General features: G+C 61.9%; 26 protein-coding genes. 13 read left to right on the plus strand and 13 right to left on the minus strand.

All coding sequences use genetic code 11. The features are described 5' to 3' along the window. Window positions 1-21: 21 nt before the first annotated feature. From ACE4RL_RS03785 to ACE4RL_RS03820, 8 genes are all read right to left on the minus strand, one after another. Window positions 22-993 carry a prephenate/arogenate dehydrogenase family protein gene (locus ACE4RL_RS03785; protein WP_375599197.1) on the minus strand — a complete coding sequence of 324 codons (972 nt, stop codon included), beginning with the start codon at window positions 991-993 and terminating at the stop codon, window positions 22-24. After that, on the minus strand, window positions 990-2084 hold the full coding sequence (locus ACE4RL_RS03790) for a pyridoxal phosphate-dependent aminotransferase (RefSeq protein WP_375599198.1): 1095 nt from the start codon (window positions 2082-2084) through the stop codon (window positions 990-992). Before ACE4RL_RS03790 ends, ACE4RL_RS03785 begins: the two co-directional genes overlap by 4 nt. 281 nt (window positions 2085-2365) lie before the next feature. Continuing rightward, entirely contained in the window at window positions 2366-2575 is a 210-nt protein-coding gene (locus tag ACE4RL_RS03795) for a hypothetical protein (protein ID WP_375599199.1), read from the minus strand. A gap of 10 nt (window positions 2576-2585) precedes the next feature. Next, window positions 2586-2777, minus strand: a complete 192-nt coding sequence (locus tag ACE4RL_RS03800; protein WP_375599200.1) for a putative motility protein — start codon at window positions 2775-2777, stop codon at window positions 2586-2588. A gap of 91 nt (window positions 2778-2868) precedes the next feature. Continuing rightward, complete coding sequence (locus ACE4RL_RS03805; protein ID WP_375599201.1) at window positions 2869-3483, minus strand: rhomboid family intramembrane serine protease; 615 nt, start codon at window positions 3481-3483, stop codon at window positions 2869-2871. A gap of 107 nt (window positions 3484-3590) precedes the next feature. Continuing rightward, entirely contained in the window at window positions 3591-4184 is a 594-nt protein-coding gene (locus tag ACE4RL_RS03810) for a cob(I)yrinic acid a,c-diamide adenosyltransferase (RefSeq protein WP_375599202.1), read from the minus strand. A 20-nt stretch (window positions 4185-4204) separates the two neighbouring features. Continuing rightward, window positions 4205-4408, minus strand: coding sequence for a twin transmembrane helix small protein (locus ACE4RL_RS03815; RefSeq protein WP_375599203.1), 204 nt, complete (start codon window positions 4406-4408; stop codon window positions 4205-4207). 7 nt (window positions 4409-4415) lie between these two features. Further along, window positions 4416-5330: a LysR family transcriptional regulator gene (locus tag ACE4RL_RS03820; RefSeq protein WP_375599204.1), complete on the minus strand. Its 915-nt coding sequence runs from the start codon at window positions 5328-5330 to the stop codon at window positions 4416-4418. An 89-nt stretch (window positions 5331-5419) separates the two neighbouring features. On the opposite strand from ACE4RL_RS03820, the gene ACE4RL_RS03825 reads away from it, so the two are divergent. Further along, the gene (locus ACE4RL_RS03825) at window positions 5420-6379 is read left to right on the plus strand and encodes an NAD-dependent epimerase/dehydratase family protein (RefSeq protein ID WP_375599205.1); all 960 of its coding nucleotides are present in this window, start codon (window positions 5420-5422) and stop codon (window positions 6377-6379) included. A 17-nt stretch (window positions 6380-6396) separates the two neighbouring features. Beyond that, window positions 6397-6768, plus strand: a complete 372-nt coding sequence (locus ACE4RL_RS03830; protein WP_375599206.1) for a DUF4260 domain-containing protein — start codon at window positions 6397-6399, stop codon at window positions 6766-6768. Here the strand turns inward: ACE4RL_RS03830 and gluQRS are convergent. Further along, window positions 6765-7610, minus strand: a complete 846-nt coding sequence (gluQRS, locus tag ACE4RL_RS03835; protein ID WP_375599207.1) for a tRNA glutamyl-Q(34) synthetase GluQRS — start codon at window positions 7608-7610, stop codon at window positions 6765-6767. The genes ACE4RL_RS03830 and gluQRS overlap by 4 nt on opposite strands. Before the next feature lie 160 nt (window positions 7611-7770). Between gluQRS and rlmN the strand changes: the two genes are divergently transcribed. Further along, complete coding sequence (rlmN, locus tag ACE4RL_RS03840) at window positions 7771-8979, plus strand: 23S rRNA (adenine(2503)-C(2))-methyltransferase RlmN (RefSeq protein ID WP_375599208.1); 1209 nt, start codon at window positions 7771-7773, stop codon at window positions 8977-8979. A gap of 17 nt (window positions 8980-8996) precedes the next feature. Next, window positions 8997-9332 (plus strand): restriction endonuclease, encoded by a 336-nt coding sequence (locus ACE4RL_RS03845; protein ID WP_375600233.1) that lies wholly within the window; start codon window positions 8997-8999, stop codon window positions 9330-9332. A 2-nt stretch (window positions 9333-9334) separates the two neighbouring features. Here the strand turns inward: ACE4RL_RS03845 and ACE4RL_RS03850 are convergent, their stop codons facing one another. Genes ACE4RL_RS03850 through ACE4RL_RS03865 form a run of 4 tightly spaced genes read right to left on the minus strand, consistent with a single transcriptional unit; the run spans window position 9335 to window position 11571 of the window. Continuing rightward, entirely contained in the window at window positions 9335-9493 is a 159-nt protein-coding gene (locus tag ACE4RL_RS03850) for a YqaE/Pmp3 family membrane protein (RefSeq protein ID WP_183312193.1), read from the minus strand. Window positions 9494-9549: 56 nt separating this feature from the next. After that, window positions 9550-10398: a 23S rRNA (adenine(2030)-N(6))-methyltransferase RlmJ gene (locus tag ACE4RL_RS03855; protein WP_375599209.1), complete on the minus strand. Its 849-nt coding sequence runs from the start codon at window positions 10396-10398 to the stop codon at window positions 9550-9552. A 1-nt stretch (window position 10399) separates the two neighbouring features. Beyond that, window positions 10400-11047, minus strand: a complete 648-nt coding sequence (locus tag ACE4RL_RS03860) for a LysE family translocator (protein ID WP_375599210.1) — start codon at window positions 11045-11047, stop codon at window positions 10400-10402. Between the two features lie 59 nt (window positions 11048-11106). Further along, the gene (locus ACE4RL_RS03865; protein WP_375599211.1) at window positions 11107-11571 is read right to left on the minus strand and encodes an Lrp/AsnC family transcriptional regulator; all 465 of its coding nucleotides are present in this window, start codon (window positions 11569-11571) and stop codon (window positions 11107-11109) included. A 127-nt stretch (window positions 11572-11698) separates the two neighbouring features. Here ACE4RL_RS03865 and ACE4RL_RS03870 point away from each other — a divergent pair, with 127 nt between their 5' ends. The 9 genes from ACE4RL_RS03870 to ACE4RL_RS03910 all read left to right on the plus strand — a co-directional run bounded on the left by ACE4RL_RS03870 (window position 11699) and on the right by ACE4RL_RS03910 (window position 20411). Further along, complete coding sequence (locus tag ACE4RL_RS03870; protein ID WP_375599212.1) at window positions 11699-12922, plus strand: argininosuccinate synthase; 1224 nt, start codon at window positions 11699-11701, stop codon at window positions 12920-12922. A gap of 138 nt (window positions 12923-13060) precedes the next feature. After that, the gene (locus ACE4RL_RS03875; protein ID WP_375599213.1) at window positions 13061-15187 is read left to right on the plus strand and encodes a putative bifunctional diguanylate cyclase/phosphodiesterase; all 2127 of its coding nucleotides are present in this window, start codon (window positions 13061-13063) and stop codon (window positions 15185-15187) included. Between the two features lie 48 nt (window positions 15188-15235). Continuing rightward, complete coding sequence (locus ACE4RL_RS03880) at window positions 15236-15829, plus strand: RNA polymerase sigma factor (protein WP_375599214.1); 594 nt, start codon at window positions 15236-15238, stop codon at window positions 15827-15829. Window positions 15830-15877: 48 nt separating this feature from the next. After that, window positions 15878-16273 (plus strand): VOC family protein, encoded by a 396-nt coding sequence (locus ACE4RL_RS03885; protein WP_375599215.1) that lies wholly within the window; start codon window positions 15878-15880, stop codon window positions 16271-16273. Next, the gene (locus tag ACE4RL_RS03890) at window positions 16270-16653 is read left to right on the plus strand and encodes a VOC family protein (RefSeq protein WP_375599216.1); all 384 of its coding nucleotides are present in this window, start codon (window positions 16270-16272) and stop codon (window positions 16651-16653) included. The genes ACE4RL_RS03885 and ACE4RL_RS03890 overlap by 4 nt, the downstream gene beginning before the upstream one ends. Before the next feature lie 268 nt (window positions 16654-16921). Then, window positions 16922-18736: a translational GTPase TypA gene (gene typA, locus ACE4RL_RS03895; protein WP_375599217.1), complete on the plus strand. Its 1815-nt coding sequence runs from the start codon at window positions 16922-16924 to the stop codon at window positions 18734-18736. 126 nt (window positions 18737-18862) lie between these two features. After that, window positions 18863-19471: a DedA family protein gene (locus ACE4RL_RS03900; RefSeq protein ID WP_375599218.1), complete on the plus strand. Its 609-nt coding sequence runs from the start codon at window positions 18863-18865 to the stop codon at window positions 19469-19471. A 301-nt stretch (window positions 19472-19772) separates the two neighbouring features. Further along, window positions 19773-20075, plus strand: coding sequence for a YggT family protein (locus ACE4RL_RS03905; RefSeq protein WP_375599219.1), 303 nt, complete (start codon window positions 19773-19775; stop codon window positions 20073-20075). Continuing rightward, the gene (locus ACE4RL_RS03910) at window positions 20076-20411 is read left to right on the plus strand and encodes a DUF167 family protein (RefSeq protein WP_375599220.1); all 336 of its coding nucleotides are present in this window, start codon (window positions 20076-20078) and stop codon (window positions 20409-20411) included. Window positions 20412-20477: the final 66 nt, after the last annotated feature.

Raw genomic sequence — 20477 nt, forward strand, 5'->3', positions numbered from 1 at the left:
GATTTGCCCTGCGTGACGGGCTCAAGCATCGTCCCCGCCGCCATGCTCGCGCACGAAGCCCGGTTTGGGCGCCGGCGGCGCCTCGTGGGGGCGGCCGAAATCGGGCGCGGCGGTTTCCTGCCCGGCATCGATGATCGAGCGGCGGATGGCGCGGGTTCGGGTAAACATGGCTTCGAGCGCCGCCCCGTCGCCATTGCGCACGGCACGCTGGAGCACGGAGAGATCCTCGCTAAAGCGGCCCAGCATTTCGAGCACAGCGTCCTTGTTGGTCAGGAACACATCGCGCCACATCACCGGATCTGAAGCCGCAATGCGGGTAAAGTCGCGGAAGCCCGAGGCCGAGAACTTGATGACTTCCGATTGCGTCGTCGCCTCGAGATCGGCCACCGTGCCCACGATGTTGTAGGCAACCAGGTGCGGAATATGACTGGTGATCGCCAGCACCATGTCGTGATGGGCCGCATCCATGCATTCGACCTTGGAGCCCATGGCCTGCCAGAAGCTGACCAGCTTGTCCGTTTCGGACTGCGCCACACCGGGAGCGGGCGTCAAGACGCACCAGCGGCCGGCGAAGAGTTCGGCAAAGCCGGCTGACGGGCCGGAATGTTCGGTGCCGGCAATCGGGTGGCCGGGGATGAAGCTGACGCCCTGGGGCACATGCGGGCCAACCACGCGCACCACATGCTCCTTGACCGAGCCTACATCGGAGAGGATGGCACCGGGTTCGAGGTGTGGGCCGATGGCCGCGGCCAGCGCCCCATAGGCCCCAACCGGAGCACAGAGAATAACGAGATCTGCCCCGCGCACCGCCTCGGCGGCGTCCAGGCTATAGATGTCACCCAGCTCGAGCGCGCGTGCCTCATCCAGCGTTTCCTGGCGGCGGGTGGCGATAGAGATGACGTCCACCAGCCCTTGCCGCTTCGCCGCCAGGGCAATAGAGGAGCCGATCAGCCCGATGCCGATCAGCGCCAGCTTCTTGAAATGCACGCTCATTGGGTCTGGTCCATGGATTTGAGCACTCTGGCGACGCCGCGCATGGCGTCTTCCGAGCCGATGGAAATGCGCAGGCCATTGTCGATGCCATAGGAGGCGCCGATTTCGCGCACGATATAGCCGGCATCGGCCAGGGCGGCAAAGGCGGCGGCCGCCGTTTCGGGGCTTTCGAACAGCACCATGACGAAATTGGCCTGGCTGGGCACCACGCGGATGCGGTTGCCGGAAAGCTCGGCTGTCAGCCAGTCACGCCAATGCGCATTGTGCGTTTTGAGGCGGTCGTTGAATTCAAGGTCGCGCGTGGCCGCGGCCCCTGCCATCTGCGCCGGCAGATTGACATTGAACGGGCCGCGAATGCGATTGATCGCATCCACGATATGGGCAGGGCCAACCATCCAGCCGATACGGGCGGCAGCCAGACCCATTTTGGAGAAGGTGCGAACCATGACGACGTTCTCGCTGGCCAATGCCAGATCGAGCCCGACTTCAAAGTCAGCGGCAGTGACATATTCGGCGTAGGCATTGTCGATGACGAGGAGGATGTCTGGCCTGAGGCCGGCATGCAGCCGCCGCACTTCGGCGGCGCTGAGATAGGTGCCGGTTGGATTGTTGGGGTTGGCGAGCCAGATGACTTTGGTGCGTTCGGTCACCGCTGCGAGCAAAGCATCGACATTGGCAGTGTAGTCCACCTCGTCCACCATGACGATCTCGGCACCGGCGGCCTTGGTGATGATCGGATAGACCGAAAAGCCAAACCGGTTCATCACCGCCTCGTCTCCAATGCCCAGATAGGTCTGGGCCAGCAGGTGCAGCAGGTCATCCGAGCCATTGCCGCACACAATGGCATTGGGATCGATGCCATGCACCTCACCCAGCGCCTCGCGCAGCACCCGCGAGGAGCCTTCGGGATAAATCTCGAGTTTGGCTGCCCCCTCAAGCATGGCCGCCAGGGCCTTGGGGCTGGCGCCAAGTGGGGATTCATTGGCCGAAAGCTTGATGGTCTGGCTGCCAGGTGCGCCCGACTTGCCGGGCAAATAGGGCGCAATATCGAGAATGCCAGGCTGGGGAATAGGGCGTTGCGGTGCGGACATCGTTGACTACTAACCGGCTGGGAAAATCGCGCGGACCATATGCAAAGCAACAGGCAAAGGCAAAGGCTCTGTGGAGAGGCCAACACAACTGTCGCGCGGCCCATTTGGCGTCGCGCAGACGTGATCAGAGCGGTATCCAAAACGGTCGCCGTCCCTGAAGCTTGAACCGTAGTCCCGCCACTGGTGCTGCAGGCGGCCCAGACGCGAGAGGAGAAAGGGGACTATGGGGGAGCGTTTGGACCTGGGGACGGGATCTTTGCTCTGCCCGAAAGCCTCAAGCGTCAGATCAGCAAACCAACTTCCGCGCCGTTGATCGGTGCCTCCGCCGGCTTCGTGGTGGGCAATGGGGAGGCGGCGTTGGTGGCCTGGGCCTGCATCATATCAGCGCGCAGGCGGGCGACTTCGAGCAGATGACCTGACTGCGGCACGGCCTTTTCATGGACCATGCGGTTAATCATCACCGTTGGGGAAATGCCAATGCCGGTGCCCATGGCATCCGCCTCAGGCCTGCTTGTCGATTTTGAGGCCCTGGCCCGGCGGCGGGGCGGCCGGCGTTTCGAGGGCGGTCTGCATCAATGCATTGAGCAGGTTGGATTCCATCTCATGGGCCTTCTTGAACACGGCAATCTGCACCGAATTTTGCGTCAGCGCGGTCTGGGCCGTCAGCAAATTGGTGGAAAGATCGGTGTTCAATGGTCCGGCCCTGATGGTGGCATTGCCTTTACACTAGTTAAGCCGGGTTAAGATTTTGTTGGCCGTTTGCCCGCATTTGCGAACAATGCGCCTAACGCCCGCCGAACAGGGGCACCTTGCGGCTCTTGAACAGCGGGGCCAGCAGGAGCCCGGCGGCGAAACCGCCCAGATGCGCCCACCAGGCGACCGGTTGATCGGAACCAAACACCACAAAGAAGAGCTGCGTGGCAATCCAGAAGCCAAGCATCCAGAAGGCCGGCACGGGCAGGGGGATCAACCAGACGATACGGGCCAAGACAAATACCCGGGCATGCGGATAGAGCAGGATATAGGCCCCCATGACCCCGGCCACGGCCCCCGAGGCGCCAATCAAGGGGCCATTGCCGTCAAGGTTGAACAGCAGATGGGCGAGGGCCGCGAGCACGGCGCAAGCGAGATAGAAGACCAGGAATTTGAAGTGCCCGAAGGCGTCCTCGATATTGTCGCCGAAGACCCAGAGGAACAGCATGTTGGAGAGCAAGTGCATCCAGTCGGCATGCAGAAATGCATAGGTGACCAGGTTCGCCCAATCGGGCAGCCAGGGCACGGGCTGGGGATAGAGGTCGCGCACCACGATGGGGATCATGCCGAAATCGATAGTCGCCTGATCGAAGGCTGCCTCGGGCAGTGCCGCCTGGACCAGATAGACCAGGATGGTGACACCCATCAGCCCATAGGTGACGAAGGGGAAGTCGACATGGCGGATGGGATTGGAGTCATGCAGGGGCAGGAACAGGGCCAGTCTCCAATGCTGCGTGACAAGAGCCGGGCGGCTCAGCCCTTTTCGACATCACCATAATTGCCCGGCACCCACAAGACATCGCCCGCGCCATTGTCATTGGCGACGCGGCCGAGGACGAAGAGCAGATCCGAGAGGCGATTGAGATAGCGCAGGGTTTCCGGGCTGGTGTCAGGTTCGGCCTCCACCAGAGCGGCGACAAGTCGTTCGGCCCGGCGGGTGACGGTGCGGGCCAGATGCAGCGAGACCGACAAGGGTGTGCCACCGGGGAGAATGAAGCTGGTGAGCGGCTGAAGAGTCGCGTTGAACTGGTCGATCTGCTGTTCGAGCCAAAGGGTCTGGACCGGGCGGATGCGCAGGCTGGGATATTGGGCATCAGGGGCATCGGCGCCGGGCGTCGCCAAATCCGAGCCGAGATCGAACAGGTCGTTCTGGACGCGCGAGAGCACGGCATCGATGCGCGGCCGGCTGGACGAGGTCAGGCGCGCCTGGCCGATAAAGGCGTTGGCTTCCTCCAGCGAACCGTAGGCCTCGACGCGCAGATCATGCTTGGTGCGGCGCGGGCCGCGGACCAGCCCGGTCGAACCGTCATCGCCGGTGCGGGTATAGATGGTGTTCAGCTTAACCATGTTGCCCCCGCGTGGTCTGGCTAGCGGCCGGCGCCGCCACCGAAGAAATAGAGTGCGCCCATGAGCAGCAGCAGCGCGACGGCCTGGCCGATGACGCGCAGACGCATCAGGCGCTGGCTGGTATTGCCCGGTCCGCCCTTGAGCATGTTCCAAAGACCCATGCCCAGGATAATGACGACGAAAAGCAGCGCCAAAGCAATGGCGATATTAACTAGGGTTTGCATAACAGCCTTAACGTAAGGGAGGCGCGGTTGGATCGTCCTTGATATAGGCGGTGAGGCCCTCCGCCACAGCATCATAAATGGCACGAATTCTGTGCGAGGTGAACAATTGCTTGTGTACGGTCAGCCAGACGGGCAAGGGCGGGATGGCCAGGTCTATGGGCAGCACCACAAGGCCCGGGGTTGTCCTGGCCAGGTTGAGCTGGGCAAAGCCGATGCCGAGGCCGGCGCGCAGCAATTCCCACAAATGCGGCTGATCGTCTGAGCGAACGGGGAAATTGTCGCGGGTCAATTGGAAGCCAAGGGTCCGAGCGTGGCGAATGACGGCGTCGGAGCGATCAAAGCCGAGCATGTCATGGCTCCACAAATCGTTGAGCGTGGTGGGCGTGCCGCGGCGCGCCAGATAGCTCTCATGGGCCACCGGGACCAGCGGAATATCGCCCAGATGCCGCGTGACCAGCTCGAGCTGGGTGGGGCGGAACATGCGCACGGCAATGTCGGCTTCGCGCATCAAAAGGTTTTCCGCTGAATCGGTGGGCACCGATTCGATGGCGATGTTCGGGTGCAGGCGGCGGATGCTGGCCAGAATTTCGGGCAGCACATAGTTGGAAATCATGGTGCTGGCGGTGAGGCGGACCGTGCCTGCCTCCCCGTCCTGGGCGCCGGCAGCCAGGATCGCCGCTTCGGCCAGCGCCGATCGCGCCCGATCCACCGACGCATAGAGCCGGAGAGCGGTGGCATTGGGCTTGAGGCCGGTCAGGCCGCGTTCGAACAGCGACAATCCCAGTTCGGCCTCAAGCGCCTCGATGTGCCTTCCGATGGTGGGCTGGCTCAACCCCAGATGGCGCGCAGCACCCGACAGCGAGCCTTCGGCTATCACCGCGGCAAAGCTGCGCCAGAGGGACCAGTCGGGATCACTATTCATTTTTGAATATCAAACTTAATAAATTGCCTAGTCGCTATTCATTAGCGTATCGCCCATCTTCGGCCCCGGCAAGAGCAAGGAGCGCTGAGATGAGCAAAGGCAAAGTCACTGTTCTGGGAAGCAATGGGCATATCGGCAATGCGGCGATGATCGCCTTCCGCGATGCAGGCTGGGATGTCACCGGCCTTGGGCGGAGCAACCGCAAGCCGGTTGCGGGAACGCAGTTCTTCAAGGGCGATGCGGATGACGTCGCCGTGGTTCGTGCCGCGATCGCTGAAGCCGATATCGTCGTCCAGGCGCTGCATTTGCGCTATGACAAATGGGGCAATGGCGCGGCCGAAAGGCAATTGCAGGTAGTGCTTGACGCCATGACGGGCAGTGGCAAGACACTGCTGTTTCCCGGCACGATCTATAATTACCGCGCCAAGGACAGGACCATCGCGCCGGGCCTGCGCCAGAGCGGGGAAAAGCCGCGCGGCGAGATTCGCATCCGGCTGGAAAACATGCTGCGCGCGGCAGCCGAAGAGAATGGCGTCCAGGTGTTGATCCTGCGCGCCGGGGATTTCTTCGGGCCCGGCAATCGCGACGACTGGTTCGATGCTGCCATGCTGATGGATTACGCCAAGGGGCGGCTGTACCATCTGGGGGATCTCGAAACGCGCCATAGCTGGGCCTATCTGCCCGATCTGGCGCGGGCCTTCACAGCACTGGCCGGCAGGCGGGCGGAGATGCAGGCGTTCGAGAATTTCCACTTCGCCGGCCACTGGGTTAGTCACGGCCAGATCATGGCCGCGGTGCAGAATGCGCTGCCCAAACCGGTCACGGTGACGCCCATGCCGTGGTGGCTGCTGCGGGCGGTGGGCCTCATTAACCCGGTGATGCGCGATATCTATCGCATGCGCTATCTGTGGCTCAATGAAATGGAACTGGTCGATCCGCGGCTCGATGCGCTGCTGGGTCCGGCCTTTACGACACCGTTCGAGGCGGCCGTGGCCGAGACGGTTGCTGCATTGCTGGCCAGCCGGTCGGCCGAGAAGCAGGCGGCCTGAGCATGGGAGTGCGTGCAATGAAAGATGTCATTGTCTGGCAGCGGGTGGAGGGCGGGCTGGTGTTCATTGCCGCGCTGGTGCTTTACGGGCAGGTCGAGCCGATCTTGCCCTGGTGGGGCGCCTTGCTGGTGTTCTTCGCGCCGGATTTGAGCTTTTTCGCCTATGGCGCGGGGTCCCGCATTGGTGCCCTCGCCTACAATCTGGTGCATGTCTATGCCTTTGGGGCGGGGCTGATGGCGCTCGGTACGCTGTTCGCAATGCCCCTGCTGGCGGCTTTGGGTGCACTTTGGCTGGCCCATTCCGGCTTTGATCGCATGCTGGGCTATGGGCTCAAGGCCAATACCGGCTTCAAGGATACGCATCTGGGGCGGCTGGGGAAGGCGGGCTAGAAGCCGATGGCCCGCCGCACATCGTTGGCTGTCCAACCCTGGGCTCGCAAGTCCGAAAGGCTTTGCGAGCCCTTGGATTTGGAGAGTTTCTGCCCGTCATCGCCGAGCAGCAGGCGGTGGAAGAAATAGATGGGGGCGGAAAGGCCAAGCAGCATCTGCAGCAGCACATGGATATCGGTGGCTGCTTCGAGGTCGCGGCCGCGCGTGACATGGGTAATCCCCTGGGCCGCATCATCGACCACTACGCTCAAATGGTAGCTGGTGGGCGTGACCTTGCGCTGCAGCACCACATCGCCCCAGCGCTTGGGTTTTGCGTAGCGGATTTGCGGGCGGTCCAGCACGGTCGGGCCGATGACGGAAAAGGTCAGCAGGCCAGTGCGGGCCATGGCCGCTTCGGTATCGAGCCGGAACTGCACCGGATCGCCCCGTTCGAGCCTTTCAATGCGCTCGGCATTGGTCAGATGCCGGCAGGTGCCGGGATAAAGCGGAGCGCCGTCGGGATCGGTGCCGGTGGCGTTTTGCGCGATATCGCTGCGCGAGCAGAAGCAGGGATAGAGCAGATCCATGGCGCGCAAGCGGTTGGCCGCCTCAGCATAGAGCTCGAACCGCTCGGACTGGTAGAGCACCGGCTCGGGCCAGGAGAGGCCCAGCCAGTGGAGGTCCTCGAACAATGCCGCGACGAATTCGGGCTTGCAGCGGGTGGTGTCGATATCCTCGATACGCAATAGCGCCATGCCGCCCAGCTTTTGCGCCGCGTCCCAGGTGACGAGGGCGGAAAGGGCGTGTCCGAGATGGAGCTGGCCATTGGGGCTGGGCGCGAAGCGCAGGACGGGCTTTGACATTGACGCCATTCTTAAAGGCAAAGCGCGGCCCTGTCATAGCCTTCACGCGCGTTCCGCAGGTGCCATCAGCGCTTCGTGAGAGCGCGATGCTTTGCGCTTTATGCGCAGCTATGCTACAGGCGCGCACTTCCCGCATTTTTGTCGAGCCGATGTGCCCACCATGAGCCTTGCGCTGAATATTGACCATTCCAGTGCCGTCCGCCCCGCGTCGGCCATGCGTCCGTCGCTGATCGGCCTCAGCAAGGCAGGCTTGGCCGAGACGCTGGTGAGCCATGAGGTGGTCGGCGAGAAGGAAGGGCGCATGCGCGCCAGTCAGCTCTGGAACTGGCTCTACGTGAACGGGGTCACCGATTTTGACCGCATGACCAATGTGGCCAAGCCGGTGCGCCAGAAGCTGGCCGATACCTTCAATCTCGATCGCCCGGAAATCGTATCCGAACAGGTGTCGGTCGATGGCACCCGCAAATGGCTGTTCCGCTTCCGCGATCCAGCCAATCCCAACATGCCGGCGGTTGAGGTCGAAACGGTCTACATCCCCGAAAGCGATCGCGGGACGCTCTGCGTTTCCTCTCAGGTGGGCTGCACACTGACGTGCTCGTTCTGCCATACCGGCACGCAAAAGCTGGTGCGCAATCTGACCGCGGGTGAGATCCTGGGACAGATCCTGATGGCCCGCGAGCGCCTGGGCGATTTTCCCGGCGGGTCGCGTCCCGATGACGGGGGCCTGGTGCCCGGCGGGGAGACCCGCGCCATCACCAATATCGTGATGATGGGCATGGGCGAGCCGCTCTACAATTACGAGAACGTCAAGCAGGCGCTGCTGATTGCCTCGGCTGGCGATGGCATGTCGATTTCCAAGCGCCGCATCACCCTCTCGACCTCGGGCGTCGTGCCCTATATCGAGCCGACCGGGCGCGAGATCGACGTCATGCTGGCCATTTCCCTCCATGCCGTGCGCGACGATCTGCGCGACGTTTTGGTGCCGATCAACAAGAAATGGCCGCTCAAGGAATTGCTTGAAGCGTGCAAGAATTATCCGGGCCTATCCAATGCCCGCCGCATCACTTTTGAATATGTGATGCTCGACGGCATCAACGACAGCGATGCCGAGGCGCGCGAACTGGTGCGGCTGCTGGCCGGCATCCCCGCCAAGATCAATCTGATCCCGTTCAACCCCTGGCCGGGCTCAAACTATGGCACCTCGCCTTCCTCGCGCATCGAGCGCTTTGCCGATATCGTCAACAAGGCAGGCTATGCCTCGCCGGTCCGCACGCCGCGCGGCCGCGACATCTTTGCCGCCTGCGGGCAGCTCAAAAGCGAGAGCGAACGGCTTTCCAGAAAAGACCGGGACGCTCTGCTGACGTTGTGAGGTCTTCGGCCCGTAAAATCAAACAGGCCATCGCCGCTGCTGAAGCTGCAGCTTCCAAGCGGCAGCCTTTGATCTGCCCTTTATGCGAGCGCCCTATTCCGCCCCAGGCAAAATCCAGCCGGCACCACCTCGTGCCAAGGCTCAAGGGCGGCACGCATCTGGGTACAGTGCGCCTGCACCAGATCTGCCACAGCGCCATCCATGCCCGGTTCTCGGAAACCGAGCTGGCCAACCGCCTTACCAATGTTGAGAGCCTTAAGGCAGATCCGGACATCGCCGCCTTCATCGCTTGGGTGAAAACCAAACCCCCGGCATTTCATGCGCCGACGCGGCGAACGAAGGCGCGAAGCTAAGCCTATTTCCGCAGTATGACCCAGACGGCATGGATGAGGCCGGGGAAATAGCCCAGCAGCGTCAGGAGGATGTTAAGCCAGAAATGCAGGCCCAGCCCGACTTGCAGGAAAACCCCGATTGGCGGGATAATGACGGACAGGATGATGCGGACGACGTCCATTGGCTTGGCCCCTTGTTTGCTCTGGAACCAACGCAACGCGCGGGACGAATGTTCCGCTACTCCCCCGCCACCCAGTCCACGCTCCAGCGGCCACGGCCTTCGTCGCTCAGCAGCTCCGCCAGCACCGGCAGAACCTTGCGCATTTCCTCTTCCAGCACAAAGGGCGGGTTGACCACCACCATGCCGGTGCCGTGCAGGCGGGGCGGGGCGGAGGGCGCGCGGATGGTCAGCTCCAGGCGCAGGATTTTGGGGATGCCGGTTCTTTTGAGCGCTTTGACATAGGCCTCGACTTCCTCCGGCTCCTTGATCGGATACCAGAAGGCATAGGTGCCGCCGGGCCAGCGTTTATGCGCTTTTTCGAGGCCTTGAACCATGCGGATGAACTCGCCCTTTTCCTCAAACGGCGGGTCGACCAGCACCAGGCCGCGCTTTTCCTTGGGGGGCAGATGGGTGCCAAAAATGTCCCAGGCATCGAGCTGGGTGATGCGGGTCTGGAAATCGCCAGCGAAATTCTCCTTGAGGCGGTTGGCGTCCATGGGATGGAGTTCAAACGCCATCAGCCGGTCCTGCTCACGCAGCATGTGCCGGGTGATGAAGGGCGAGCCGGGATAGTAGCGCAGATCGCCTTCCGGGTTTTGCGCCCGTATGGCTGCGAGATAGGGCGCGAGCAGCTCGGCCACAGGGGCGGGCAGTTCGGCGGCCATGACCCGGCCGATGCCGTCGCGCCATTCCCCGGTGCGTTCGGCCTTGTCGCCAAAAAGGTCATAAATCCCCAGCCCGGCATGGGTGTCGATCACCCGGAAGGCCGCGTCCTTGCGCATGAGATAGTCGATGATGCGCGTGAGGATGGTGTGTTTCACAACGTCGGCAAAATTGCCGGCATGGAAGGCGTGCCGGTAATTCACGTCACTTCCGTCCTTCAGCGAGAAGAATGGTTGCGGCAAAGGCCATGAAGACGGCGGCAAAGCTCCAGTTGAGGGCCTTGCCGACCCAGGCATTTTCCTTCAGCGTCTGGGTCAGCCATTCGGCGAACAGCACGATGGCAATGACGACGGGGATGGACACCACGACGAATTCGAACCCCAGAAACAGCAGCTTGCCGGCAGCATGGGGGTCGGCGGCCGAGACGAATTGGGGCAGGAAGGTTACGAAAAACAGGGCGATCTTGGGATTGGTCAAGTTGATCCCGAGGCCGGTAAGATAGGATTTCCGCCAACTCGGTTGCTTGCCGGCCTGTTTGACCACCAGCATGCCCCCGCCGTCCCGAATAGCCTGGATGGCGAGCCAAACCAGATAGAGCGCGCCGACAATTTTCAGCACCCAGAAGGCGGCCGGCGCCGTTACGATCAGCACCGAGATGCCGAAAGCCACCAGCATGGTGTGAATGCCGATGCCGGTAATGGCGCCCAGTACGGTGGCATAGCCATGGCTTCGGCCCCAATTCATGGTGCGCGAGACGAACAGCGCCATGTCTGGCCCGGGCGTGACGGCGAGCACAAAGGCGGCCAGCGCAAAGGCAAGAATGACGGGCAGGTCGGGGATGAAAGCGGGCATGGCAGGCTCGGTGTGTTTTGGCGGACAATCGCACTAAACCGTTGCTGTGAACAGTGCTGCTAGACCGGCAATTGCCGACCGGCCTTGATGGTTTCCATCGGCACGTCTGTCTTGACCGACTGCACGGAAGGGATGCGCATCAGATGGTCGGACTGAAAGCGCCAATAGGCGTGCAGGTCGGTGGTCACGATGCGCAGAATTGCGTCGCACTCCCCGGTGGTGAGATAGCATTCCACCACCTCGGGGTAATTGCGCACGGTCTCGGCAAACAGATTGGTGGTTTCGGCGTGCTGGGTCTTGAACCAGATGCGCGCAAAGACCGTCAGCCCCAACCCCAGCTTGGGACCATTGAGCACCGCCACATATTGGTCAATGACACCTTTCTCCTCGAGCAGCTTCACCCGTCGCAGGCAGGGGGAGGGGGATAGACCCACCGCATTGGCCAGTTCGACATTGGACATGCGGCCATTGCGCTGCAATGCTCTGAGGATCCGGCGGTCAATGGCGTCAAGCGTTTCTGGCATTTTCCGCCCTACAGATATTCACAGTTGGCACGATGTGCCACAAATTGCGCAATCGCCGCGATAATAGCAAGTTCATTGCGCGATTTCGAGCGTATCCTGTCACCATTAGATCCTTGGGGAACACATCATGGCGAATGACATCAAGAAAGTCGTGCTGGCCTATTCGGGGGGCTTGGACACCTCGATCATCCTGAAATGGCTGCAGGAGACCTATAATTGCGAAGTGGTGACCTTCACCGCCGATCTGGGCCAGGGCGAAGAGCTGGAGCCGGCGCGCAAGAAGGCCGAAATGTTCGGCATCAAGGACATCCGCATCGAGGATCTGCGAGAGGAGTTCGTGCGGGACTTCGTGTTCCCCATGTTCCGCGCCAACGCCGTCTACGAGGGCGTCTATCTGCTGGGCACTTCCATCGCCCGGCCGCTAATTTCCAAGCGGCTGATCGAGATCGCCCAGGAAACCGGGGCCGATGCCATCGCGCACGGCGCCACGGGCAAGGGCAATGACCAGGTGCGGTTCGAATTGACCGCCAATGCGCTCGACCCTTCAATCAAGGTGATCGCGCCCTGGCGCGAATGGGATCTGCGCTCGCGCACCGCGCTGCTCAACTATGCCGAAAAGAACCAGATCCCGATTGCCAAGGACAAGCGCGGCGAAGCGCCGTTCTCGGTCGACGCCAATCTGTTGCACACCTCGTCCGAAGGCATGGTGCTCGAAGACCCCGCCGTGCCTTTCCCCGATTATGTGCCGCAGCGCACGGTCGATCCGGAAAAGGCGCCCGATACGCCCGAGACCATCACCATTGGCTTTGAACAGGGCGATGCGGTTTCGATCAATGGCGAAAAGCTCTCCCCGGCAACCTTGCTGACCAAGCTCAACGAATTGGGTGGCAAGCATGGCATCGGCCGGCTTGACCTGGTCGAGAACCGCTTTGTCGGCATGAAGTCGCGCGGACTCTACGAGACACCGGGCGGCACTATCCTGCTGGTGGCGCATCGCGGCATTGAATCGATCACGCTCGATCGCGGCGAAGCGCATCTCAAGGATGAACTCATGCCCAAATATGCCGAGCTGATCTATAACGGCTTCTGGTATTCGCCCGAGCGCGAAATGCTGCAGGCGCTGATCGACAAGAGCCAGCACTTCGTCACCGGTGAAGTCACCGTCAAGCTCTACAAGGGTTCGGCCAATGTGGTGGCGCGCACCTCGCCCCATAGCCTGTATTCGGAAGATCTGGTGACCTTCGAGGAAGGCGCTGTGGCCTATGACCACAAGGACGCCGAGGGTTTCATCCGCCTCAACGGCCTGCGTCTGAAAACCTGGGCCGCGCGCAACGCCAAGGCGCGAGGCTAACGATCAACTGGCGGGTGCGTTGCGTACCCGCCAGTTCGGCTATTTTCAGTCGGACATGCCTATTTAATTCCCCGTTAAGCGAGGCTGATTAGCTTTTCGCCAGCGTCGCGACTTGGCTTTTGGACTTTGGGGGGTTCGATGCGCTCGGATGACGCCGAACAAATCGGTGATGTTGCTGAGGCGCTGCTGCTCGATGCGGCGCTGGAAAGCATTCCCTATGGCTTTTGCGTCTGGTCGCCGCAGTTCCGCCTGGTGATGTGGAACAAGCATTATCGCGACTTCTACGGATTTTCTGAGGATGCCATCCATCGCGGCATGACGCTGGAGGATGTGGTGCATCTGTCGGCGCGGCTGGGCAATCATGCCGGCCAGAGTGCGGCCGAATTCTATGAGAATTATACCAGCGAATTGCTGGCCAATCGAGGTGGTGCGCGGCACAAGGCGCAGGAACTGGTGCATGGCGGGCGTGTCATCGAGACCGCCCATGTCTATTCGGAAAAGCTGGGCTGGGTGGTGACTCATGAAGACATCACCGATGAAATCGCCCGCTCGGAAAGCCAGCAGAAGCGCAAGCTGGAACTGGAGCGACAGAACATCCGGCTCGATGCGGCGGTCAACAACATCTCGATCGGGTTGTGCATGATGGATGCGCTTGGGCGCCTGGTGATCTGCAACGAGCCCTATGCCCGCATTTACAATCTGCCCATCCATCTGCTGAAACCCGGCAGCCAGCTCGAGGATATTCTGGGCCATCTGTTCGAGGAGGGCATGTCTACCGGCGGCACCAAGGAAGACTATGTCGCCTGGCGCCGCGAGGTGATCGCCCGGCGTGAGTACGGCAAGAACATCCATGAGCTGAACGGGCGCACCATTCTGATGCAGCATCATCCGATGAAGGATGGTGGCTGGGTTTCGACCCATGAGGATATTACCGAGCAGCGCCAGGCCGAAGCGCGCATCCGGCATCTGGCGCGGCATGATGCGCTGACCGATTTGCCGAACCGCATCGAGTTCCTCGAACAGATGGCCAAGGCGGAGGCGGGTCTCAATCGCGGCGAAATGGCGGCGGTGCTCTATATCGATCTCGATCACTTCAAGGCCGTCAACGATACGCTGGGCCACGCCGTGGGCGACGAGGTGATCAAGCAGGCAGCCGTGCGGCTCTGGGGCACGACGCGCGAGACCGATCTGCTGGCGCGCTTGGGCGGCGATGAATTTGCGCTGCTGTTGCGGCCCAACGAGGGCGTCGATATGGCAGCCAAGGTGGCGGACCGGATCGTTAAGGCGATGCGCGCCCCCATGAATATTGGCGGGCAGCAGATCGAAATCGGCGCCTCGGTCGGCATTGCCGTGGGGCCCGGCGATGGCACCAGCACCGACCAACTGGTCAAGAATGCGGATCTGGCACTTTACAAGGCCAAGTCCGAGGGGCGTTCGACCTATCATTTCTTTGAAGCGGGCATGGATGCAGAGCTGCAGCAGCGCCGGTCCATCGAGGCAGGCCTGCGAATGGCGATGCAGCGCGAGGAATTGCGCCTGATGTTCCAACCCCTGCTGGGGCTAGAGGAAAATTGCGTCACCTGCGTCGAGGCGCTGCTGCGCTGGGACCATGATGATCGCACGATTTCACCGGCCGAATTCGTGCCTGTGGCTGAGGAAACCGGATTGATCGTGCCGATCGGGGAATGGGTGCTGCACGAAGCCTGCAAGGCGGCGGCCACCTGGCCGGGCGATGTGCGGGTGGCGGTCAATCTCTCGCCGGTGCAGTTCCGTCACAAGGACCTGGTGGGGCAGGTCACGGCAGCACTCAATGCGGCCCAGCTCGCACCGACCCGGCTGGAGCTCGAAATCACCGAAAGCCTGCTGCTGACCGAGAGCGAAAGCACCATTGCCGCGCTGCATCAGTTGCGGGATATGGGCGTGCGCGTCTCGCTGGACGATTTCGGCACCGGTTATTCGTCGCTGAGTTACCTGCGCAGCTTCCCGTTCGACAAGATCAAGATTGACCGCAGTTTCATGGCAGATCTGACCACCCGGGCCGACAGCCAGGCCATAATCAAGGCCGTTATCGGCCTGGGGCAGTCCCTGGGCATGTCGACCACGGCGGAAGGGGTGGAGACCGAGGAGCAACTGGCCATGGTGCGTGAACACGGCGCCTCGGAGGTGCAGGGCTTTCTGTTCTCCCCGCCCCTGCAGCCGGCAGCCCTGGCCAATCTGTTGCATTCGGAGGCGGCCAAGGCATTGGCCAGCCGAAAGGCGTCGTAAACCGCGCTTGTCGCGGTCGGGGCTGGCTGGCAATCTCTGACTATGCCAATGCAGAATTTTGCCAAGCTGATTGCCATTGCCCGCCGCGAAGCCGGCGCGATGCAGGCTGAGGATGTGGTGCAGGACGCCCTTCTCGTGGCCATCGAACAGGGCCGGGCCGATCTCGACGACCAGGCCAACCTGCGATGGTTGAGCGGGGTCGTGCGCCACAAGGCGCGCATGAGCGCACGGGCGGCGCGGCGGCGGCGGCATCGCGATGGGCTTTGGCACGAAGCCGGTCGCGCCGAGCCTGCCAGCCCGGGGGCGGCTCCCGCCGAGGTGCTGGCCGATCTGCCCAAGGCCCTCAGGGTTGTCGCGGCTCTGGTGCTGACCGGTCATAACCGGCGCGAGATCGCCTATCTGCTCAACCTGCCCGACACTGCGCTGCGCCAGCGGATCAGCGCCCTCAAGCGCCATGTGGTGGCCAAGGGGCTGGCCGCCCCGCAGGAATTGAACGGGCTGCATCTGGATCTGGCCTATGGCCGCATTCGGGACGCGCTGTTACCGGCACTGCTGCGTCATGGCGGCAGTTTCGCCAGTCATGACCCGGACGGGCATTTATTTTTCGTGCGCCCCTCACAAAGCGGCATGCCGCGGCAATAGGCAGGTATCGGCAGCACAAATGCTGCCGCCAATCCAGAGGACGCCATTATGCTCTTCAAACCATCCGAGGCTTGCCTCGTCTATCATTCCACCGATCTTGAGCGCAGCGCCCGCTTTTATGCGGATGTGCTGGGTATTGCCTTTGAGCGGCGGGGCGCTGGCTCAGGCCAATTCCTGTTTGCCAGGCTCAGTGCCGATTTCAGCATTAGTGTCATGCCCGGCCAGCCGCAGCCTGGCAGCAGCCCGCTGGTGACCTTCACCCTGGCAGAAGGTGGCATTGCCGATGTCGTGGCGGCGCTTGCCGACTATGGCGCAACCATTGTCTCGCCGGTCGGCGACGCACCCGACGGGAAGGGCGCGGCCTTTCTCGACCCCGATGGACATCCGATGGGGCTTTACCAGCCGCAAGACAAGCCGCTTTCTCACAAGGAGACCGCCCGATGAAACTGAAGCCGAAAAGCGTCAGTGTCGTTTTCTATGTCAGCGACATCGTCCGCACCGAAACCTTTTACAATCAGACCCTGGGGCTGCAACTCGAACGGCAGGAGGGCGCAGAGCCGTTCTGGCTGCAGGCGCAGATCGAGAACGGGCCGGACCTGATCTTCTTCGAAATGGAAGGTGAACGCGGCAACACGCCCGCCATCATCTTCGACCTCGGTGAAGGCGGGATCGACGATGTGGTCGCCGAACTGGCCCAGCAAGGTGTCAATATTGTTACCCCGGTTTCCGAGGCGCCCGGGGGCTGGAGCGCCGACTTTCTGGACCCGGATGGCTTTGGTCTTGGGCTCTGGCAAGCCGGAGAACTGCCGCGAACCTTGAAGTAAAGGAGGCCGGATTGGCCTTGCCTCGCCTCTCTACTTTGGGGGCGGTGAGGGGCCAATCCGGCACCGCGCCATCGATTCGCAACCCCGCCCTGCGTCTCCTGCGCTTGTGGAAAACGGCGTTCTGCTGTAAGGCAGCGCCAAATGCGCCCAAACCGGGTTCCCTCCGGACCGGGCGCCGTGTTTATTCCTGCATGGTTCAGCCGTTTTGTCGCCGCCCTCTATCGCGGCCCAAGGTATTGGGATCATGCCAAAGAGGCCTGACCCACATATGTCCCTGCGCAATATCGCCATCATCGCTCACGTTGACCATGGCAAGACCACGCTGATTGACGTTCTGCTCAAGCAGTCCGGTTCGTTCCGCGAGAATGAACGCGTCGAAGAGCGCGCCATGGATAGTAATGATATCGAGCGCGAGCGCGGCATCACCATTCTGGCCAAGGTCACCTCGCTGATGTGGAACGAGACCCGCATCAATATCGTGGACACACCCGGCCACGCCGACTTCGGCGGTGAAGTTGAGCGTATCCTCTCCATGGTCGATGGCGTGGTGATCCTGGTGGACGCTGCCGAAGGCCCCATGCCGCAGACCAAGTTCGTGCTGGGCAAGGCGCTGGCCCAGGGCCTGAGGCCCATCGTTGCGATCAACAAGATCGACAAGTCCGATGAGCGGCACCTGGAAGTGCTCGAAGAAATCTTCGATCTGTTCATCGCGCTCGACGCCACGCCCGAGCAGCTCGATTTCCCCGTGCTGTATGGTTCGGCCAAGCAGGGCTGGATGGCCGAGGATCCCGCTGGTCCCAAGGAAACCCTGGCTCCGTTGCTCGACAAGGTCGTGGAACACGTGCCCGAGCCGGTCGTCGAGGAAGGCGCCTTCCGCATGCTGGTCACCACCATCGAGCGCAATCCGTTCCTCGGTCGTATCCTGACCGGCCGCATCACCTCGGGCTCGGTCAAGGCCAATGACCCCATCCACACCCTCAATCGCGAGGGCAAGGAAGTCGAAAAAGGCCGCGTTTCCAAGGTTCTGGCATTCCGCGGCCTTGAGCGCACCCCGGTCGATGTTGGTGAAGCCGGCGATATCGTCTCCATCGCGGGCCTGGTCACCTCGACCGTGGCCGATACGATCTGCGCCACTTCGGTGAGCACGCCGATCGCTGCCAAGCCGATCGATCCTCCGACCCTGTCGGTGACCTTCCGCATCAATGACGGCCCGCTGGCCGGTCGCGAAGGTGACAAGGTGCAGTCCCGCGTGATCCGTGAGCGCCTGATGCGCGAAGCCGAGGGCAATGTGGCCATCCGCGTCACGCCCGGCGATGACAATGACAGCTTTGACGTGGCTGGCCGCGGCGAATTGCAGCTGGCCGTCCTGATTGAAAACATGCGCCGCGAAGGGTTCGAGCTGACCATTGGTCGCCCCAAGGTGCTGTTCAAGGAAGAAAACGGCCAGCGCATGGAGCCGGTCGAGGAAGTCATCATCGACGTCGATGACGAGTTTACCGGCGCCGTGGTGCAGAAGCTCACCGAGCGCAAGGGCGAACTCACCGATATGCGCCCCTCGGGCGTCGGCCGCACCCGCATCCAGCTCCTGGTGCCCACCCGCTCGCTGATCGGCTACCAGCCCGAACTGCTCTCGGACACTCGTGGCACGGCGATCTTCAACCGCCTGTTCCACTCCTTCGTGCCGTTCAAGGGCGACCTTCCCGGCCGCCGCACCGGTGTGCTGATTTCCAACGGCACCGGCCAGTCGGTCGCCTATGCGCTGTGGAACCTGGAAGACCGCGGCGCCATGCTGATCGACGCTGGCGTCGACATCTATGAAGGCATGATCATTGGCGAGCACAACCGCGAGAACGATCTCGAGGTCAATGCGCTCAAGGGCAAGCAGCTCACCAATATCCGCACCACGTCCAAGGACGAGGCAGTGCGCCTGACCACACCCAAGAAGCTGACCCTGGAACAGTCGCTCGGCTATATCGCCGAAGACGAGTATGTGGAGGTGACGCCCAAGTCGATCCGCCTGCGCAAGATCTGGCTCGACCCGAACGATCGCAAGCGCATGAGCCGCGCCGCCAAGTCGGCCTAGAGCCGTTACCTCGTCCTAACCTCCCCCTGATATAGGGGGAGGGCCGCATCCGATGTGCGGCAGGATCTGATCGGCCCCAATGCCCTTGCCTTCTAAGTGGCAGGGCGGGCGTCCCGGAGGAACTCCATGAGCGACTTCATTATCGGCTTCATCACCGATTGGGGCTATCTCGGCATCTTCCTGATGATGGTGCTGGAAAATATCTTCCCGCCCATTCCCTCTGAACTCATCATGCCCTTTGCCGGCTATGTAGCCGCGCAAGGCGATCTCAATCTGTTCGGCGTACTGCTTGCCGGCATGGCGGGCTCGCTGCTGGGCACTTCGGCCTGGTATGCGGCAGCACGGCTGATGGGTCTGGATCGCTTCACGCGGCTGTCCAACCGGTTGGGACGGATCGCGACGTTGAACGAACGCGACATCGACATGGCCCATCACTGGTTCGCGCGCTATGGCGTCTTGGCGGTGTTCGTCGGTCGCCTGATTCCGGCCATCCGCACGCTGATATCGGTGCCGGCTGGTCTGGCCGGCATGCCGCTCTGGCAGTTCCTGGGCATTTCGGCCATCGGCACATTGCTCTGGACAGGTCTTCTGACCGCCGCCGGCTATATGCTCAATGCCGGCTATCATGTGGTGGAAGCCTGGATCGATCCGGTGTCGACAGCGGTCGTGGTGCTGGTGGTGGTGCTTTACGTCTGGCGTTTTATCACCTGGAAGCCGATCAAGGATATCGGCTGAGCTGACCCTCGCATTTTGCGACACGCCTTGCATTTTGCACGCCGCGTGATCTTGCGAAATGCAAGATTTCACAATGATTTAACTTCTTCCCCCCGAAATCCGGGCGGTGCATTCTGGCACGCTTCGTGCATTGGGACAGGCGCCCGGATGAATGGTGCTGCGTACCGGGCAGTCAGTCATTCGGGGCCCTGCATCGCGTTTTGGTGCAGGGCCCCGTGGCTTTTTACCCTTCGGCCTGCCCGGTCTTGCCCCAAGGGCCGCCAGCCACTAGATATTTCCCAAGGTTTTTCCGGAGACGCCCATGCGCGCCGTGCTCGATATCATCCTGATCCTCCTGCAGCTCTATTGGTGGGTGCTGCTCATCATGATCATCATGAGCTGGCTGATCTCGTTCAATGTGATCAATACACGTAACCAGTTCGTGGCCACGGTCTGGCAGGTGCTTAACCAGCTGACCGAGCCGGTGCTCAAGCCCATTCGGCGTTTCATGCCCAATTTCTCGGGCCTCGACCTCAGCCCGTTGATCGCGTTCCTCCTGATCTTCTTTATCCAGTCGATCATTGGCTACTATGTCTATCCGGCGGTTATCCGCGCCGGGATCTAGTTGGCCGATCTGCCCGGATATGCGCGCCTGACCGCGGCCGGGCTCATCCTTCATCTGCGCGTCACGCCCAATGCTGGGCGCGATGCCATCGAAGGCGCCGAATTGCGCGATGACGGCACCAGCGTGTTGCGTGTCCGCGTTGCCGCCGTGCCCGACAAGGGCAAAGCCAATGCCGCGGTGGTCGCGCTGCTGGCCAAGGCGCTGGGCCTGCCCAAACCTGCACTGACCCTGGCAAGCGGGGAAACCAGCCGTTTCAAGTCCATTCTCGTGGCCGGATCGGCAGCCGATCTGCAGCAGCATCTGGTCGTCCTTGGTTCCGGCATTGCGACAAAATAGCGCAATATCCATTGCTTAACCCATTATTCCCGCTAAGCTCCTGTTTCAGAGGGGGCCCGATCAAGG

Origin of the sequence: Devosia polycyclovorans (genome assembly GCF_042181575.1) — a bacterium.
Lineage (GTDB): Bacteria > Pseudomonadota > Alphaproteobacteria > Rhizobiales > Devosiaceae > Devosia > Devosia polycyclovorans.

Coding starts and splice junctions, on each gene's coding strand:
- ACE4RL_RS03785 (WP_375599197.1), bottom strand. CDS start 993: ATGAGCGTGCATTTCAAGAAGCTGGCGCTGATCGGCATCGGGCTGATC.
- ACE4RL_RS03790 (WP_375599198.1), bottom strand. CDS start 2,084: ATGTCCGCACCGCAACGCCCTATTCCCCAGCCTGGCATTCTCGATATT.
- ACE4RL_RS03795 (WP_375599199.1), bottom strand. CDS start 2,575: ATGGGCACCGGCATTGGCATTTCCCCAACGGTGATGATTAACCGCATG.
- ACE4RL_RS03805 (WP_375599201.1), bottom strand. CDS start 3,483: ATGGGTGTCACCATCCTGGTCTATCTGGTCCAGGCGGCACTGCCCGAG.
- ACE4RL_RS03810 (WP_375599202.1), bottom strand. CDS start 4,184: ATGGTTAAGCTGAACACCATCTATACCCGCACCGGCGATGACGGTTCG.
- ACE4RL_RS03815 (WP_375599203.1), bottom strand. CDS start 4,408: ATGCAAACCCTAGTTAATATCGCCATTGCTTTGGCGCTGCTTTTCGTC.
- ACE4RL_RS03820 (WP_375599204.1), bottom strand. CDS start 5,330: ATGAATAGTGATCCCGACTGGTCCCTCTGGCGCAGCTTTGCCGCGGTG.
- ACE4RL_RS03825 (WP_375599205.1), top strand. CDS start 5,420: ATGAGCAAAGGCAAAGTCACTGTTCTGGGAAGCAATGGGCATATCGGC.
- ACE4RL_RS03830 (WP_375599206.1), top strand. CDS start 6,397: ATGAAAGATGTCATTGTCTGGCAGCGGGTGGAGGGCGGGCTGGTGTTC.
- gluQRS (WP_375599207.1), bottom strand. CDS start 7,610: ATGTCAAAGCCCGTCCTGCGCTTCGCGCCCAGCCCCAATGGCCAGCTC.
- rlmN (WP_375599208.1), top strand. CDS start 7,771: ATGAGCCTTGCGCTGAATATTGACCATTCCAGTGCCGTCCGCCCCGCG.
- ACE4RL_RS03850 (WP_183312193.1), bottom strand. CDS start 9,493: ATGGACGTCGTCCGCATCATCCTGTCCGTCATTATCCCGCCAATCGGG.
- ACE4RL_RS03860 (WP_375599210.1), bottom strand. CDS start 11,047: ATGCCCGCTTTCATCCCCGACCTGCCCGTCATTCTTGCCTTTGCGCTG.
- ACE4RL_RS03865 (WP_375599211.1), bottom strand. CDS start 11,571: ATGCCAGAAACGCTTGACGCCATTGACCGCCGGATCCTCAGAGCATTG.
- ACE4RL_RS03870 (WP_375599212.1), top strand. CDS start 11,699: ATGGCGAATGACATCAAGAAAGTCGTGCTGGCCTATTCGGGGGGCTTG.
- ACE4RL_RS03875 (WP_375599213.1), top strand. CDS start 13,061: ATGCGCTCGGATGACGCCGAACAAATCGGTGATGTTGCTGAGGCGCTG.
- ACE4RL_RS03880 (WP_375599214.1), top strand. CDS start 15,236: ATGCAGAATTTTGCCAAGCTGATTGCCATTGCCCGCCGCGAAGCCGGC.
- ACE4RL_RS03885 (WP_375599215.1), top strand. CDS start 15,878: ATGCTCTTCAAACCATCCGAGGCTTGCCTCGTCTATCATTCCACCGAT.
- ACE4RL_RS03890 (WP_375599216.1), top strand. CDS start 16,270: ATGAAACTGAAGCCGAAAAGCGTCAGTGTCGTTTTCTATGTCAGCGAC.
- typA (WP_375599217.1), top strand. CDS start 16,922: ATGTCCCTGCGCAATATCGCCATCATCGCTCACGTTGACCATGGCAAG.
- ACE4RL_RS03900 (WP_375599218.1), top strand. CDS start 18,863: ATGAGCGACTTCATTATCGGCTTCATCACCGATTGGGGCTATCTCGGC.
- ACE4RL_RS03905 (WP_375599219.1), top strand. CDS start 19,773: ATGCGCGCCGTGCTCGATATCATCCTGATCCTCCTGCAGCTCTATTGG.